Annotated in this window: 20 protein-coding genes; 14 read left to right on the top strand and 6 right to left on the bottom strand. The window is 51.1% G+C overall.

Annotation, left to right across the window (positions count from 1 at the left end):
• The first annotated feature begins 20 nt into the window (after window positions 1–20).
• The 10 genes from yajC to HUU10_10210 all read left to right on the top strand — a co-directional run bounded on the left by yajC (window position 21) and on the right by HUU10_10210 (window position 6,829).
• Window positions 21–368 (top strand): preprotein translocase subunit YajC, encoded by a 348-nt coding sequence (yajC, locus tag HUU10_10255; GenBank protein NUQ81981.1) that lies wholly within the window; start codon window positions 21–23, stop codon window positions 366–368.
• Entirely contained in the window at window positions 368–1,639 is a 1,272-nt protein-coding gene (locus HUU10_10250) for a bifunctional 3,4-dihydroxy-2-butanone-4-phosphate synthase/GTP cyclohydrolase II (GenBank protein ID NUQ81980.1), read from the top strand. Before yajC ends, HUU10_10250 begins: the two co-directional genes overlap by 1 nt.
• Complete coding sequence (locus HUU10_10245) at window positions 1,632–2,891, top strand: TldD/PmbA family protein (protein NUQ81979.1); 1,260 nt, start codon at window positions 1,632–1,634, stop codon at window positions 2,889–2,891. Before HUU10_10250 ends, HUU10_10245 begins: the two co-directional genes overlap by 8 nt.
• Window positions 2,892–3,073: 182 nt before the next feature.
• Entirely contained in the window at window positions 3,074–3,523 is a 450-nt protein-coding gene (gene rpiB / locus HUU10_10240) for a ribose 5-phosphate isomerase B (protein NUQ81978.1), read from the top strand.
• Window positions 3,520–4,221 (top strand): hypothetical protein, encoded by a 702-nt coding sequence (locus HUU10_10235; protein NUQ81977.1) that lies wholly within the window; start codon window positions 3,520–3,522, stop codon window positions 4,219–4,221. The genes rpiB and HUU10_10235 overlap by 4 nt, the downstream gene beginning before the upstream one ends.
• 92 nt (window positions 4,222–4,313) lie before the next feature.
• Window positions 4,314–4,643 (top strand): hypothetical protein, encoded by a 330-nt coding sequence (locus HUU10_10230; GenBank protein ID NUQ81976.1) that lies wholly within the window; start codon window positions 4,314–4,316, stop codon window positions 4,641–4,643.
• Entirely contained in the window at window positions 4,640–5,779 is a 1,140-nt protein-coding gene (locus HUU10_10225) for a cysteine desulfurase (protein ID NUQ81975.1), read from the top strand. Before HUU10_10230 ends, HUU10_10225 begins: the two co-directional genes overlap by 4 nt.
• Before the next feature lie 87 nt (window positions 5,780–5,866).
• Window positions 5,867–6,193 (top strand): iron-sulfur cluster insertion protein ErpA, encoded by a 327-nt coding sequence (gene erpA, locus HUU10_10220; protein NUQ81974.1) that lies wholly within the window; start codon window positions 5,867–5,869, stop codon window positions 6,191–6,193.
• Window positions 6,171–6,518, top strand: coding sequence for a hypothetical protein (locus HUU10_10215; protein ID NUQ81973.1), 348 nt, complete (start codon window positions 6,171–6,173; stop codon window positions 6,516–6,518). The genes erpA and HUU10_10215 overlap by 23 nt, the downstream gene beginning before the upstream one ends.
• A complete protein-coding gene (locus tag HUU10_10210) occupies window positions 6,518–6,829 on the top strand; it encodes a DUF2480 family protein (GenBank protein NUQ81972.1) in 312 nt (103 codons plus the stop codon). Before HUU10_10215 ends, HUU10_10210 begins: the two co-directional genes overlap by 1 nt.
• Window positions 6,830–7,014: 185 nt before the next feature.
• Here HUU10_10210 and HUU10_10205 read toward each other — a convergent pair whose 3' ends face one another.
• From HUU10_10205 to trpB, 3 genes are read right to left on the bottom strand one after another with little or no spacing between them, the layout of a single operon-like run.
• On the bottom strand, window positions 7,015–7,422 hold the full coding sequence (locus tag HUU10_10205) for a YraN family protein (protein ID NUQ81971.1): 408 nt from the start codon (window positions 7,420–7,422) through the stop codon (window positions 7,015–7,017).
• On the bottom strand, window positions 7,346–8,026 hold the full coding sequence (locus HUU10_10200) for a ribonuclease HII (protein NUQ81970.1): 681 nt from the start codon (window positions 8,024–8,026) through the stop codon (window positions 7,346–7,348). Before HUU10_10200 ends, HUU10_10205 begins: the two co-directional genes overlap by 77 nt.
• 9 nt (window positions 8,027–8,035) lie before the next feature.
• On the bottom strand, window positions 8,036–9,238 hold the full coding sequence (gene trpB, locus HUU10_10195) for a tryptophan synthase subunit beta (GenBank protein NUQ81969.1): 1,203 nt from the start codon (window positions 9,236–9,238) through the stop codon (window positions 8,036–8,038).
• Window positions 9,239–9,474: 236 nt separating this feature from the next.
• Here trpB and HUU10_10190 point away from each other — a divergent pair, with 236 nt between their 5' ends.
• From HUU10_10190 to HUU10_10180, 3 genes are read left to right on the top strand one after another with little or no spacing between them, the layout of a single operon-like run.
• Window positions 9,475–10,608: a Re/Si-specific NAD(P)(+) transhydrogenase subunit alpha gene (locus HUU10_10190; protein NUQ81968.1), complete on the top strand. Its 1,134-nt coding sequence runs from the start codon at window positions 9,475–9,477 to the stop codon at window positions 10,606–10,608.
• 7 nt (window positions 10,609–10,615) lie between these two features.
• Window positions 10,616–10,900, top strand: a complete 285-nt coding sequence (locus HUU10_10185) for an NAD(P) transhydrogenase subunit alpha (GenBank protein NUQ81967.1) — start codon at window positions 10,616–10,618, stop codon at window positions 10,898–10,900.
• Window positions 10,901–10,908: 8 nt separating this feature from the next.
• Window positions 10,909–12,315: an NAD(P)(+) transhydrogenase (Re/Si-specific) subunit beta gene (locus HUU10_10180; GenBank protein ID NUQ81966.1), complete on the top strand. Its 1,407-nt coding sequence runs from the start codon at window positions 10,909–10,911 to the stop codon at window positions 12,313–12,315.
• On the opposite strand, the gene HUU10_10175 is transcribed toward HUU10_10180, so the two are convergent.
• Together HUU10_10175 and trpC are read right to left on the bottom strand one after the other, a co-directional pair.
• On the bottom strand, window positions 12,312–12,920 hold the full coding sequence (locus tag HUU10_10175; protein NUQ81965.1) for a phosphoribosylanthranilate isomerase: 609 nt from the start codon (window positions 12,918–12,920) through the stop codon (window positions 12,312–12,314). The two genes, HUU10_10180 and HUU10_10175, sit on opposite strands and share 4 nt — an antisense overlap.
• On the bottom strand, window positions 12,907–13,683 hold the full coding sequence (trpC, locus tag HUU10_10170) for an indole-3-glycerol phosphate synthase TrpC (protein NUQ81964.1): 777 nt from the start codon (window positions 13,681–13,683) through the stop codon (window positions 12,907–12,909). The genes HUU10_10175 and trpC overlap by 14 nt, the downstream gene beginning before the upstream one ends.
• Window positions 13,684–13,752: 69 nt before the next feature.
• Here trpC and HUU10_10165 point away from each other — a divergent pair, with 69 nt between their 5' ends.
• Window positions 13,753–14,526: an ABC transporter permease gene (locus HUU10_10165; protein ID NUQ81963.1), complete on the top strand. Its 774-nt coding sequence runs from the start codon at window positions 13,753–13,755 to the stop codon at window positions 14,524–14,526.
• On the opposite strand, the gene HUU10_10160 is transcribed toward HUU10_10165, so the two are convergent.
• Window positions 14,499–15,554 carry a quinone-dependent dihydroorotate dehydrogenase gene (locus tag HUU10_10160; protein ID NUQ81962.1) on the bottom strand — a complete coding sequence of 352 codons (1,056 nt, stop codon included), beginning with the start codon at window positions 15,552–15,554 and terminating at the stop codon, window positions 14,499–14,501. The two genes, HUU10_10165 and HUU10_10160, sit on opposite strands and share 28 nt — an antisense overlap.
• Window positions 15,555–15,765 lie beyond the last annotated feature (211 nt).

Below are 15,765 nucleotides of genomic sequence, written 5' to 3'. Positions count from 1 at the left end.
TTTAAAAAACAGGAGTTCCTATGTTAGCCATGATGTTTCTGATTCTTTTTGCTCCGCCAGCTGGTTCTGAAGGTGGTGCCGGTAGCCTGATCGGTTCACTTCTGCCCATCGTCCTGATCTTTGTTGTGTTTTATTTCTTCATGATCCGTCCGCAGCAGAAGAAGCAGAAAGAACGTGAGAAAATGCTCGACAGTGTGACCAAAGGTGATAAAGTGGTTACCATCAGCGGTGCCCATGGCGTGGTCGAATCGGTTGAAGAAGGCAATACCGTTGTGATCCGCCTGATTCCTGCCAATATTGCGATCAAATTTGATAAATCCAGCATTTCCAGTATTACCCGTCCGACCGGTTCAGCCGACAGTAAGTAATGCGTCTGACTTTCGATTCCATCGAATCGGCTATTGAGGATATCCGGGCCGGAAAAGTCATCGTCGTCGTTGATGATGAAGACCGGGAGAATGAAGGTGATTTCGTGGCAGCTGCTCAGTTTGCCACCCCGGATATGATCAATTTCATGGCCACTCACGGGCGGGGGCTGATTTGTGCCCCCATCACCCGCGAACGGGCTGCCGAATTGAATCTGGAATTGATGGTTCCCAAAAATGACAGCCGGTATGGGACTCCCTTTACCGTTTCTATCGATTACCGGCATGACGGCGTCACCACTGGTATTTCAGCACCGGACCGGTCTAAAACCATTCAGGCCATCGCCAATTCGGCAATAAAAGCCGACGATTTTACCAGACCAGGTCATATTTTCCCCCTGATCGCCGCAGAAGGTGGCGTTATCCGGCGTGCAGGTCACACCGAAGCCGGGGTTGATCTGGCCCGTCTTGCCGGATTAACACCTGCCGGTATTATCTGCGAAATCATGAACCCGGATGGAACCATGGCGCGGTTACCCGATCTGATGCAGGTCGCCGATCGGTTTGGATTGAAAATCGTCACGATTAAGGATCTGATTTCCTTCCGTCTTCAACGCACCAAATTGATACACCGGGCTGCCGAAGTAAAACTGCCAACCCGGTATGGTGAGTTTACCATTGCGGCGTATGAAAGTCTTGTGGATGGTAAAACCCATGTGGCCATGTCAATGGGGGATGTGGGCAATGGAGAACCGGTTCTGGTCAGGGTTCATTCTGAATGTCTTACCGGCGATGTGTTCGGCTCCTCCCGCTGCGATTGCGGCGATCAGCTCGATGCCGCTATGCGGAAGGTCGCTGAGGATGGACGTGGCGTCATTCTGTATATGCGGCAGGAAGGCCGTGGCATCGGACTCATTAATAAACTGAAAGCTTATGTGCTCCAGGATCAGGGACGTGACACGGTTGAAGCCAATCTGGAACTCGGGTTTAAACCCGATCTGCGCGATTATGGAATCGGTGCTCAGATTTTGCTTGATCTGGGAGTAAAATCCATGCGTCTGATGACGAACAACCCGAAAAAGATTGTCGGACTGAACGGATATGGACTCGACGTTACCGAGCGGGTTCCGCTGGAAATTTCACCCAATCTGGTGAATGAAAAATACCTGCGGACCAAGCGGGATAAAATGGCCCACGCCATTCTCGGTTCTCAACTGGCCGATAGTCACGATACATCCGTCTTTCAATCCCTCCTGAACGAACCCGATGAATGAGTATCCTGATCGGTTCCCGCTGCCGCCCGGTAATGACTGGTGGTCGGGTCTGATCAGAACTTCGAAGCGTACCGACCTTCGCATAGAACAGGAAACCTGGCTTCCGCCCCAGAGCCACACAACCCAATCGGCCGGTCTCCGTCTTGCCACACAGCAAGTCATTCCATGGCAGGTTGAACCAGAATCATTTCCCTTTATACCCGATCCATTTACTCAGGACCGCCTGGCCATGCTCGAAGAAGGCCTGTTCCGTGCGGCATCTGTATTGAGGACAGTGGCCGGCTACCGGTTATTTCATCTGACGGTTGAACAGGAAACCAGCCTGGTTTTTCTGCCTGACCAACCGGTAAAAAGAAAACAAACAGAGCTTTGGCGATTGCAGCTGGCTCTGGAAAACCGACCCAACCAGCTTCCCCCGCTGTGGAAACGATGGGGTGGGTATCGGGAACCTGCTCCTGGTGAGTTTGTAAAACTGGCAGTTTCCATGGTAAACGATCCGCTTTCCCGCCTTGGCTGGTCTCAGGTACCCACAGGTGACTGGCCGGTGATTCTGGGACCCGGCTGGCCCGGTCTGCTTTTTCACGAAGCGGTGGGACATGCACTCGAGGCAGATAATCTGATTCAGGGACGTTCCTGGCTTCGGCCTGATTCGCTTGGTTCGGCGATTGCAAATCCACTGTTAACCCTTTCTGACGACGGAACCCTTCCGGGTGGAAGGGGAACCGAAACGGTGGATGATGAAGGATCTCCCGTAACTCATACAGTATTGATTGAGAAGGGAATACTCAACGGATTTCTGACAAACCGCGACTCGGCCCGTCAGCTTGGATTGCCTCTGACCGGAAATGCACGATGTGAGAGAGGGGAGAATCCACCATTGGTCCGGATGCGGAATCTGATCATGAAAGCCGGCCAGGATAACCCGGAGGAAATGATCAGAAGTCTGAAAACCGGTCTTTTCATCACTGACTTAGAGGACGGTAAATGTGATCCGGGAACCGGTCACTTTTCTTTTCCTGCAGGCACTGCATGGCTGATCAGAAACGGAAAGATAACAGGTCGGGCAAAAGGGGCTGTTCTGACCGGAACGGGTCCTGAAACGCTGAAACGGATTGATGCAATCGGTCCGGATGGTTATCTTGACAGCTCGGCCGGATGGTGCATCCGGTCGGGTCAGGTGCGTCCGGTATCGATTGGTCAGCCGTCGGTACTGATTTCATCGCTGACAGTAACTTCTGAAGGTGGTCAATGAATAAAAAACGACTGGTTACCGGAAAAATGATCCTGGATGCCTCCAAAGCAGGAAAGGATTTTGAATTGCTCCCGGGCGATCTGATTACCGCTCTGGCCAGAGATCTGGCAAAGGAGAAGCACGTTCGCCTGGTTCAGGGCTCCGGTCAGAAAACGATACCTGAGACCAGGTCGGTTTCCGTTGTGAAGATTGCCATTGCGTCCGATCATGGAGGGTACGACCTGAAAAAGGATCTGATCCCGTTTCTGACTTCACTCGGATATCAGGTGTCGGATGAAGGTCCCTTTTCCACCGAGGCGGTGGATTATCCCGATTTTGCCTATGCCGTCGGAAGGCGTATACAGGACCGGACTTCTGAAATAGGAATCATGATTGATGGGGCCGGATTGGGGTCTGCCATGGCACTCAATAAAATGAAGGGAATTCTGGCTGCACCCTGTCATAATGAATTCACCGCCCGGAACGCCCGTCAGCACAATCACGCCAATGTTCTGACACTCGGATCGCGGGATATCGGACTTGAAACAGCAAAAAGCGTGGTCAAAGCCTTTCTGACGGCTGTTCCAGAACCCGGTCGTCATGAAGCGCGCGTGGAGAAAATCCGTCAGATCGAGGAGCGCTTTTTCCGGTGACTTTTCCGGTCGGTTATCTTCCTTCCGTTCTGCTGCTTTCCCCCGCTGATGCGCGGGCACTGGGAATCACAGCGATTACCAGTGAACAAATCGTACCCGGAGGTTGGGAAATCAGCCACGAACGGGTCCGGTTAACGGTTCGTGGTCAGACCCGGGAAATCCCCGTTGTTTCAGGGAATCTGCTGGTCACCGTTTTCCTCGATTGTGAAAGTGGTGATCCAGTCAGAAAGGGGAGAATCGATCTGCGGATTCAGGAATCTCCCATGACAATAAAAGGTCCGGCCGGTGAAATTTCCGGGGAATGGCCCATAAGAAACCCGGGTCCCGCTGTCTGGCTTCCCACACAGGAATCCTTTCCTGATGATCAGCCCGAGGTTGTATTGGAGGAGGGAACCATCCGGCTGTCGCTTGGTTCTCTTCCGGTGATTACCGGACCGGTTCATGAACCGGTTGTGTTAATTCCCGGTTCCCCCGTTTCATGGCTTCCGGCATTAAACCGTGCGACACTGCGGTGGAAAAAGCCGGAAATGCAATCAGATGGGCTTCTTGTAAAGGGAACCTGGATTACCGAAGGGATGATCAGGCAGGCTCGCTGGTCTGGAAAACCGATTAATCTGCTTCCGGGACAAAAACTGACACCCGCTGCTGCAGATCTTGTCCGATCATTGGGTTTGGAGATCAGGAAACTGTCTTCCTGAATTTGTGACCCCCTTCAACCCTTGATTTCTCATCCGTTTATATCTTTGACAGTGAAGGGCGAGTGGTCTCTTCAGGAGAAAAGGAGGATGTCATGGGACAATTCGTTGTGAACAAAACAAAGAGCAAAGTCGAAACCCGGAACAACACACTTCACCGGCGTTTGACACAGCAGCTGATGGAAAAAGGCGTGGACAGGGATCTCGCCATCAAGCATTCGAGCATTACCATCAGCATGGCTGCAGAATCCTTTGACCGTCATGGCAAAAGTGTTCCTCAGGTGGTTGAAAATACATTCAAAATGTTTCTTGAGGACTTACAGGATAAAAAACGCGGCCCTTATATTGATGTATACAACCGCCGGCATCGGTGGGAACCTCTTCCTCCCGGTATGATGAACCGTCGGAAAGTTATTTTCGGTTGATTCCGGTTTACCTCGATTATCTTTCCACCACACCACTGGCAGCCGAGGCCCTGGCTGCCATGTACCCTTATCTGACTGATCATTTTGCAAACCCTTCCAGCCGGATTTACCGTCAGGGATTGGAAGCCGGGGCAGCAGTTACCAAAGCAAGGCAGCAGGTAGCTTCACTGACCGGCGCTGATGCGTCCAGGGTGATTTTTACATCAGGCTCCACCGAATCGGCCAACTGGCTCATCAAGGGATTGGTTATGGCCGGTGATAAAGGTCCATGGCTCGTAAATCCGACCGAACACCGGGCTGTGCTGGAACCCATACTGGAGCTTGAAAAGGGCGGATTTCCGATTCACTGGATGCCGGTCCGGTCCGATGGATGTGTTGATGAAACAGTCTTTTCTGACACTGCTTTTCTTTCCTGCTCGTTGGTGGTTCTCATGACAGCCAACAATGAAACAGGCGTGATACAACCAGTGGAAAAAACAGCCGGGCTTTGTCGTCAGGCCGGTATTCCCCTTTTATCCGATGCGGCACAGGCGGCCGGTAAAATTCCACTGGATGCTTTGCAGACAATGCATGGTTACCTTTTCTTTTCCGCTCATAAATTCTACGGACCCAAAGGGGCCGGTGCAGTCATTCTTCCTTCACAGAAATCGGTCAGGCTGCCAAAAACCCTTCTCTCGGGTGGTGGCCAGGAGAGTGGTTACCGGTCGGGTACACTGAATGTTCCTGCCATTGCCGGATTCGGTGCAGCCGCACAATTGGCTTTATCCCAGATGAATCACGATGCAGACCGGCTGGGTGCTTTGCGGGATGGTTTCGAGAAAACCCTGGTTTCTCACATTCCCGATTTGCTGATCAATGGTTCAGGAACACGCCGCCTTCCGCATGTTTCCAGTTTTTCGGTCCCCGGAATACGTCCCCGAAAGCTTCTCACTTCTCTGAAAGGAATCGCGGTTTCAGCAGGATCGGCCTGTGCAACGGGTCAGCTTCAGCCCTCTCATGTTCTGATGGCAATGAAAGTACCTGACTCCCATATCCACAATACCATTCGCCTCTCCCTGGGACGTCCGACCACACCCTCCGATGTGGATCATGCTCTGGATATCCTGGTCAGCACCATCAGTAAATTGCGGTCCTGAACACCATCATATCCCCCTGACGGGAATTTTTCTTTTCATTCTTGACTTTTATGTATAAATTAGAGAAAGATTAGAGACGGAGACAATATGATCAGTGTGTCGGAAAAGGCAGCCAGGCAGGTTGCTACCATCATGAGCGAAAAAAATGTGCCTACCGACTATCACCTAAGAGTATCGGTGGTTGGCGGCGGATGTTCGGGCCTTTCCTACAATCTTGCTTTTGATAATGAGTTTAAAGAAGGTGATGAGAAAATCACCGAAAATGGTGTTGAACTGGTGGTGGATGGAAAGTCCCTGTTGTACCTCGCCGGAACGGTTCTGGATTATACCGATGGTCTGAATGGCCGGGGGTTTGTGTTTAACAATCCGAATGCGGCCCGGACTTGTGGCTGTGGCGAATCCTTCTCGGTCTGATACCATGACTCACCGGATCCGGGTCCGGGATGATCAGCATCTCTGGCTGCTGGAAAAAAACATTCCGGTTTTTGACATTCTTGAATGGTTTCCGGCTGGAACGGTGGACGATGCAAAATCGGGAACCGGTGAGCCGGTCTTATTCGAAACCAGTCTGGGTTGGTCGTTCCGGTCGGTCATTGAAAAAAGCGGATTTTTTATTTCGGAACGGTCATCCTCCAGACCAGGAACAACCAGATTTATCAGGGAATCGGGCCTGAAGCCCGGACAGACCCTGGTAATTCAGAAAACCGGACCACAGACCTTTTTATTATCAACAGAATAATGGATTTAATACAACCAAAAGAATCACCGCTCATCACGGTGGATATGCAGGACTTTATTGAAGGTGGCATTCTGCGCGAAAAGGCCTTCCGCCAGAAATTGCGCGAGCACGATTGGGAGCAATACCGGAATCAGAAGGTGTTGGTTAAGGGTTGTGGAGCGATTCCGGTACCCACGTGGTCGTATATGCTGATTTCGGCTTACCTGGTGCCTGTGGTTTCCCAGTTGATGTTTGGTGAAGGTTGTTCTGCCATTCCGATATACCGGCGCAGGGATGTCCCGGTTGGAATGGACGCCGACAACCAGCCGTAAGGAATTCTTCCGCTGAAGGTGATTCGTTGACTGCTTTCTGATCACTGATCACTTGTATTCTCTCGTCACGCGTCACTCGTCACTGGAAAAACTCTTGTCCCCTCGATAATATCTTCCCTTCGGTCAGATCACTCGGGGTCCGGGTTTTTCGAGAACCACAGGGTCCGGGTTTTTCCAATCACTACTCACAACCACTGGGTGATATTTTCGAAAGCTTCCACATCGGGATTGTCGAGATTTCCCGTCAGGCTCAGCACATCCATCCGGATATCCCGTCCTTTCCATTGCGGGTTTCTGATTAAATATCCCTCTGCTGCAAAAAACAGGTTCTGAATTTTCTTGCGGTTGACCTGCTGGAAGGGATGACCAAGGTGTGTGGAAGCCCGGTATTTGACCTCGGTGAAAACCAGCATGCCTTTATACTCGGTGATAATGTCAATTTCAGTGTGTCCGAATTGAAAATTCCGGTCGAGAATGCGATGTCCCTGTTTTTCGAGCCAGCCGGCTGCGAATTGTTCAGCTCTGGTCCCGGTGGTCCGGGTGGCTGGGGATCCGGAATGATCTCCGGTGATGGGGGGTAAGTCCGTGCTCATAAATAGCCCTGATATGGTTCGCTGTGGCGTAACCTGCATTGGATTGAAAGTGATACCCGGGAAACTGGTCGTGAAGGGTTTGCATATACCCATCTCGGGCCGTTTTAGCTAAAATTGAGGCTGCGGAAATTGAAAGGCAAACTGAATCGCCCGAAACCACAGGAGAAGAACCGGTTACACCGGCAATTTTGAGTTTTCCATCCACCAGAATGCTTTTTGGTCGGATGGTAAGCTGATCAAGTGCCCGTCTCATCGCCAGAAAGGTGGCCTGCAGAATATTAAACCGGTCGATTTCTTCGACTGATGCCCACCCGATGGCCCAGGAACGTGCATGATCCATCACCCATTGCTTCAACTGATCCCGTTCTCCGGCAGGTACCTTTTTGCTATCCCGCAAGGACCAATTGAGGTCATCCGGATTCAGGATCACCGCCGCAGCGGTAACCGGACCAGCCAGCGGACCTCTTCCGGCTTCATCAACTCCTGCAACCGGACCGAGACACAACTCATTCAGTTCCCATTCCTTCTGAAACCGGTCATCGGTGAAAGGGTAATTAACAAGAGCAGAAGGAAACAGAGAGGGAATTTTTTGTAGTGTCTTCACATCCGTCTGTCAGAGTTTAAGCTCGCGCATGTAGGTTCCCAGATCCTTATCGCCGCGGCCAGAGAGATTCACCACAATGTTGGAATCTGGTTTAAAGGCAGACGGATTGTCGAGCATCCACGCCAGGGCGTGTGCCGATTCCAGCGCAGGAATGATGCCTTCCCGGCGTGAAAGCTGCACAACTGCATCCAGGGCCTGCTGATCCGTTGCTGACACATAGGTAACCAATCCGCGATCTTTTAAGTAAGCATGTTCGGGTCCGACTCCCGGGTAATCGAGTCCGGCAGAAATGGAATGAGCGATCTGAACCTGACCGTCTTCATTCTGAAGCAGATAGGTCATGGCACCATGAATCACTCCGGGAATGCCTTTGGTCAGGGTGGCTGCATGGGCGTCGGTATTAAGTCCGTGTCCAGCCGCTTCGACTCCGATCAGTTTCACCCGGTCGGTGTAAGGAATCATCGGATGAAAAATTCCCATGGCGTTGCTTCCACCTCCCACGCAGGCGAGCACGTAGTCGGGTAACGAGCCGAATTGTTCAAAACTCTGGGAAAGAGTTTCTTTTCCGATCACTGATTGAAAATCCCGTACAATCATGGGGAAGGGATGCATTCCCACCACTGATCCGATAATGTAAAAAGTGTCATCCGGATTGGTCACCCAGTCGCGGATGGCTTCGTTGGTTGCATCCTTCAGGGTCTTGGATCCGCTGGAAACCGGAACAACCGTTGCCCCCAATAATTTCATACGGTACACGTTTGGAGCCTGACGCTCAATGTCTTCTTCACCCATGTAGACAATACAGGTCAGCCCATACAGTGCACAAACGGTGGCGGTGGCCACACCATGCTGTCCAGCACCGGTTTCAGCAATGATCCGCTTTTTGCCCATCCGGTTGGCCAGAAGAACCTGACCGACCGTGTTATTGATCTTGTGGGCACCGGTATGATTCAGATCCTCACGCTTCAGCCATACACGGCGGTTTTCGCCCATGAGGCTGCCAAGTCTTTTGGCTTCATAAAGCGGGGAAGGCCGTCCCACATAATCTTTGAGCAGGCTACGGAATTCGGCCCAGAAATTCTGATCCTCCCGGGCTTTCAGGTATTCCTGTTCAATTTCCATTGCAACAGGAATCAGGGTTTCAGGGATGAATCGGCCGCCATACGGACCGAAATGGCCGGTGGCATCGGGTATGTTGTGGTATGAAATCATGCTGACTTTCTAATAACCGGTTTCCGGAAATCCGGTCGGCCGGGTGACCAAATCTATTAAATCAATATCAGGGAATAAATTTACAAAATTCCGGTGACACGGTCGACTTTCGGAAAAAACTTGTATCACCATGGACCAAATTATCCGCATTTAAACCCTGCATGAGAAACACCGGTTCCGGTTTGCCGTTTTTTTTTGCTAAGTTTGTGCCGCCAAAGTTAAACTGGGGATTAAAAATGGTTATCGGAATTCCGAAAGAAACAGCAGCCGGTGAAAACCGGGTTGCCATGGTTCCCGAAGTGGCCGTCAAACTGATCAAAGCCGGCCATTCCATCCGTCTGGAAGCTGGTGCCGGTATGGCAGCTCACTTTCCGGATACAGAATATGAAAAAGCAGGTGTCACGCTGGTCAAATCTGCCGATGAGATTTATGGCGGATCCGATCTGGTTCTGAAAGTGCAGCGCCTTTCCGATGCGGAAGCAGCAAAAGTAAAGGCCGGGACTCTGGTCATTGCGCTTGGCTTTGCCATGGTCTGGCCTGCCCAAGCCAGGGTGGCTGCTGATAAAAAATTCAGTCTGCTCTGCATGGATATGATTCCGCGGACCACAAAGGCACAGCGCATGGATGCGCTCAGCTCACAGGCCAATCTGGCCGGCTACAAAGCTGTCCTCCTCGCCGCCAATGAATATGGCCGCATTTTCCCATTGCTGATGACAGCAGCCGGAACCATTACCCCGGCAAAAGTAGTGATCATGGGTGCCGGTGTGGCAGGTCTGCAGGCACTCGGGACCGCCAAACGGCTGGGTGCCGTTGTCGAGGTTTCTGATGTGCGACTGGCCGTGAAGGAAGAAGTTCAGTCACTTGGCGGACGGTTTATCGAAGTGGAAGGGATGGCCGACCTGCAGGATGAGCGCGGATATGCAAAAGAAGCATCACCTGAGTTTCTCGCCCGTCAGAAAGAAGTGATCTCACGGCATGTCAGTCATGCCGATATTGTCATTACCACTGCGCTGATTCCAGGTAAAAAAGCACCGGTACTGGTGACTGAATCCATGGTTCAGTCCATGAAACCCGGTAGTGTGGTGCTGGATATGGCTGTCGAATTCGGCGGCAACGTCGAAGGATCCGAGGCTGGTAAGATTGTGGTTAAACACGGTGTTAAAATCATCGGTTTTTCCAATCTTCCTGCTTTACTTCCCACCCAGTCGAGCGACCTGTACTCTAAGAACATTCTGGCCTTGTTGCAGCATATCACTACAAAAACCGGTGAGCTCAACCTGGATCTGAATGATGAAATTGTCAAAGGTGCACTGGTTGCTCATGACGGTCAGGTCATCAACGAACGAATCAATTCACTGTTAACCGCCTGAGGAATAAATGGAAACCTCTACCTTTCTGATGCTCATTTATGTCTTTGTTCTGGCCTCATTTGTGGGCTTTGAACTGATCAATAAAGTTCCGCCAACCCTTCACACTCCACTGATGTCCGGTTCGAACGCCATTTCGGGGATTACCATCGTTGGTGCTCTGGTCGCTGCCGGACAGGGTGACAGTTTTCTGAGCTCAATTTTGGGTTTTATAGCGGTCATTTTTGCCACCATCAACGTGGTGGGTGGCTATCTGGTCACCGACCGGATGCTTAAAATGTTTAAGAAGAAATGAGGTAAATCATGGAACTGATCCGCACTGTAGTTATTCCCGTTGTTTACCTCGTTGCTTCATTCCTGTTTATCATGGGAATCAAGTGGCTGAGTTCACCCGCCACTGCCCGGAAGGGGAATCTGTATTCCGCTCTGGGTATGTTTCTGGCCATTGTGGTCACCTTGTTCGACCAGCATATCCTCGAATTTCACTGGATCATGATTGGCTTGCTGATCGGGTCGCTGATCGGGGTGATTCTGGCTCTTAAAGTCGAAATGACGGCCATGCCTCAAATGGTTGGATTGCTGAATGGATTCGGTGGAGGTGCCTCTGCTCTGGTGGGAATGGCCGAGTACTACACCCATCTTCATCATGGATTTCCAGCCGATCCGATCAAACTGACCGTGGCCATCGGATTAAGTCTTCTGATCGGAGCAGTCACTTTTACCGGTTCGTTGATTGCTTTCGGTAAACTGCAGGGGCTCGTCACCGGAAAAGTGGTCAAGTTCCCATTTCAGAATCCGCTGAATGTGCTGCTGGTTCTTGCTGTCATCACCCTGATCGTGATGGGCATAATTGATCCGGTTAATCAATGGTTATATATCGGATTGGTGGGAATTTCGCTCTTATTGGGTGTCCTGTTGGTATTGCCCATCGGCGGAGCCGATATGCCTGTGGCCATTTCGCTGCTCAACTCCTATTCGGGACTGGCGGGGGCTGCCACCGGATTTGTCATTGACAACAACATGCTCATCATTGCCGGTGCGCTGGTGGGGGCTTCCGGAATTATCCTGACTCAGATCATGTGCAAGGCCATGAACCGCTCACTGATGAATGTATTGCTGGGTGGGTGGGCCAATGCCGGTTCAGCCGCTGCGGATACCGCTTCCGGAAAAGACCTGGTGGTGAAATCGATCGACTCAGAAGAACTGGCCATGCTCTTTTCGGGTGCATCCCGGGTCATTATTGTTCCCGGATACGGTATGGCTGTTGCACAAGCTCAGCACGCTGTGAAGGAACTGATGGATCTGCTTCAGAAAAATGGAACCGATGTCCGGTTTGCCATTCACCCGGTTGCAGGACGGATGCCCGGCCACATGAACATTCTTCTGGCAGAATCCAATGTGCCGTATGAAAGACTCTATGCGCTGGAAGATATCAATGATGATTTCAGAAACACCGATATCACCCTGGTGATCGGTGCCAATGATGTGGTCAATCCGGCAGCAAGAAGCAATGCATCTTCACCGATTTTCGGAATGCCGATCCTGAATGTGGATTATTCAAAAACCGTGATTGTGGTAAAACGTTCCATGAACACCGGATATGCGGGTATTGAGAACGAATTGTTCTACATGGATAACACGCTCATGTATTTTGGCGATGCAAAAGATGCCATCGGCCGCCTGAACAATGAATTGAAAGGAAAGGCCTAATAACGGCCTGCAATTTCGAAGACCTTCCTTAAACGCTCCGGGTCTTTCAGGCCCGGAGCCGTTTCTATCCCGCTGTTAATATCCAGAAAATCGATACCTGGCTGGTCCAGAAGAACTGCCATGGTTTCCGGGCGGATTCCACCTGCGATGATGCGGGGTTTGGGCAGCGACAGCTTTTTCAGTAAATCAGGATTGATGGCGACACCGGTTCCGCCGCGCTGAGTCCCGTTTCCCGAATCGATCAGATAATACTCGATTTTTTCCTGAACCGGGAATTCATCCGACAAGGCCTCTTCAATGGTAAGGGCTTTCCAGACAGGAACCGGCATCTGTCCGATGAGATCAGCAGTTTCCCGGCCATGCAACTGAATACGGTCCAGCCGGCAGGTTTTCACTGCCTGTATAATGAGGTCCGCCGGCTGATCCTGAAAAACACCGACCTTCAACGCCCGGCATGAAAGCGAAGAAATCCACTCACGGTTTCCGGGGGGATTAAACCGTTTGCTGACCGGGGTCAGGATGAAGCCAAGAGCGTATGCGCCCAAAGACTCTGAAAGCAAGGCATCTTCCGGGCGGGTAAGACCACAGATTTTAATCCTGACCAAGTAATTCCCTCAGTTTCTGCTGCGGATGGCCGCTGGTGACCAGACTTTCCCCGATCAGGGCTGCATGAAAACCAGCGTCTTCCATTCTGAGCATATCCTTACGTGTGAAAATGCCACTTTCTGTGACTTTGATCAGTTCAGCAGGAATCAGTGGTGCCATGTCGAGGGCCGTCTGCAAATCGACGTGGAAGGAATGAAGATTCCGGTTATTCACACCAATAATCGGATTGTCGAGATGAAGTACCCGCTTAAGCTCATCAACCGTGTGAACCTCGACCAGAACATCCAGCCTCAGGTTGGTGGCGATTTTGTAAAGGGAATGAAGTGCCGGGTCATCCAGAATAGCAGCAATCAGAAGAATGGCACTTGCTCCGGCCTGGTAGGCCTGCTCAATCTGGACCGGATCAATGATAAAGTCCTTACGGATTGCTGGTGCCAGTCCCAGCTGGGCGACATCATGTAAATGAGTCAAATGTCCCTTGAAATACGTTTCATCAGTCAGCACAGAAAAAGCCGCGGCCCCGCCAGCCTGATATGCTTTTGCCAGTTCTGCCGGATGAAAATCCTCAATTAATATCCCGCGGCTTGGGGAAGCCTTTTTGATTTCTGCTATGATCTGGATTCCGGACCTGCTGATGGCAGAACGAAAGGTCGGAACCGGATGAGCCGGACGGGTGAATGAAACCGGCTGATGACGGGCCACGATCACTTCTGTTTTTTTGGTCTCAACAATGGTATCTAATATGGTCTGTAATCGTGCCAATGGGGATTCTCCATGTTGATTGGGTGTCTGTCTGATTAACGAAAATAATTTTGTAAATTGCCCATTACAATGAAATCCATCGTCCTTGTCCCGTTGTATCAGCGCATCATCCGGTTTTTTCATGAATTCGGTTCGATGGCAACCCTTTCTGCCAGCATCTTCCTGCATCTTCCAAGGGTGCTCAGAGATCGCCGGTTACTGATTCAGCAGATGCATCATATCGGGGTTGGATCTCTCCCACTGGTCCTGGTGATTGGCCTGTCGACCGGAGCCATTTCTGCCTGGCAGGCAGCCTACCAGTTTAAAGGACTCATTTCCAATTTTCTGATCGGATCGGCTACCAGCCGTGCCATATTTCTGGAACTGGGACCGGTTTTAACCGGGATCATCATTGCCGGTCGGGTTGGAGCCAGTATTGCCGCAGAACTGGGTACCATGAAAGTGACCGAACAATTGGATGCTCTGCGGGTCATGTCCATTCCTCCTGAGCGTTTTCTGGCCTTGCCCAGAGTATTGGCATCGGTGATCATGATGCCTGTTCTGGTCATTTTTGCAAACTCGATCGCCCTGTTTGGATCGTTTGCAGTATCAAACGGATTTCTGGGGATCAGCGTGGAGGTTTTCTTTTATTCCGTTCAGAAGTTCTTTATACTCAGCGACCTGATTTATGGCATCAGCAAGTCGGTGGTGTTTGGATTTACAACCGCTATCATCGGGTGCCACATCGGATTTTCAACCGAAGGTGGTGCCGAAGGCGTTGGTAAATCAACCATCAAGGCGTTTGTTGTTTCTGCCGCTTCGATTCTGGTGGCCGATTATGTGCTCTGGAGTTTGTTTTTCTGATCGGTTCCCCGAACCAGCCGGCCGATTAACTGCGGTCCTTCATATATCATCCCGGTATACACCTGAACCAGTGAGGCGCCGGCTTCCAGTTTCTCCGCAGCATCTTCAACCGAGAAAATTCCGCCCGATCCGATGATGGGAACCGATCCGATCTGGCTGGCAAACTGACGAATGAGGGTTGTTGACCGCTCGCGAACCGGTGCTCCACTCAATCCGCCGGTCTGACTGACAAGTCTGGAAGAAGAACGCAGACCCTCCCTGGAAAGAGTGGTGTTTGATACCACCAATCCATCGACCTGGTCCCCGACCACCCACTGACAAATGGAACCAACCTGCCAGTCATTCAGATCCGGAGCGACCTTCAGCAGAATGGGTTTTTTGATGGACTGGCTGGCACGAAACGACCACAATTCATCAAAAATGGGGCGGAGAGAATCCAGTTCCTGCAACTGTCGCAGATTGGGGGTGTTGGGCGATGAGACATTCACAACAAAAAAGTCGCACAGGTCATAGAACCGTGCCAGCACATACCGGTAAGCATCAGGAGCTTCGTTGTTTGGTACCCATTTGTTTTTTCCAAGATTCATTCCAAGCGGAATTGGAGGTTTGCCTTCCCGTCTCAGCATGGATTCCAACCGGTGAGCAACCGAATCAGCTCCCTCATTATTAAACCCCATCCGGTTAATAATCGCATGGTCGGCTGGCAGTCTGAACACGCGGGGTTGGGGATTCCCGGGCTGAGGGTAACGGGTGACACCTCCCAACTCGGCATGACCAAAGCCCAACATCCACCAGATCCAGGGAGCCATTCCATTTTTATCATAACCGGCCGCAAGGCCAATCCGGTTTGGGAATTTTAGATTCCACAAGGTCACGGGATCAGTATCGGGACGCAGCCAGTTTCCAATTGGTTTCACCAGCCAGTCATGGGGCTGCAATGAGGAAGCCAGATGGACCGATACCTCGTGCATGGTTTCCGGCGGAAAGGAAAAGAGAAAGGGTCTGATGATTGAGCGATACACTGACACGGGGATCCTTATTCAATTTTGCTCAAAGGTCGTCAGACAGTCATTGGGATTCAACCAATGAAATGGGATGCCCGACCAGCATAAAAGTGCCCATTTTGGCGTTGTCAAGCGGCTTGGGAGTTAATTTATTTTAAAAAAGTCAAAATAGTGAATCTTATCCGGACCATTTCCGAAAAACGGTTCAGGAAAACACATAGGATTGGCCAATTCG

The sequence above is a fragment of the Bacteroidota bacterium genome (assembly GCA_013360915.1).
In the GTDB taxonomy this organism is placed as follows: Bacteria; Bacteroidota; JABWAT01; order JABWAT01; family JABWAT01; genus JABWAT01.
This window is presented reverse-complemented; position numbering and strand designations above follow the sequence as displayed.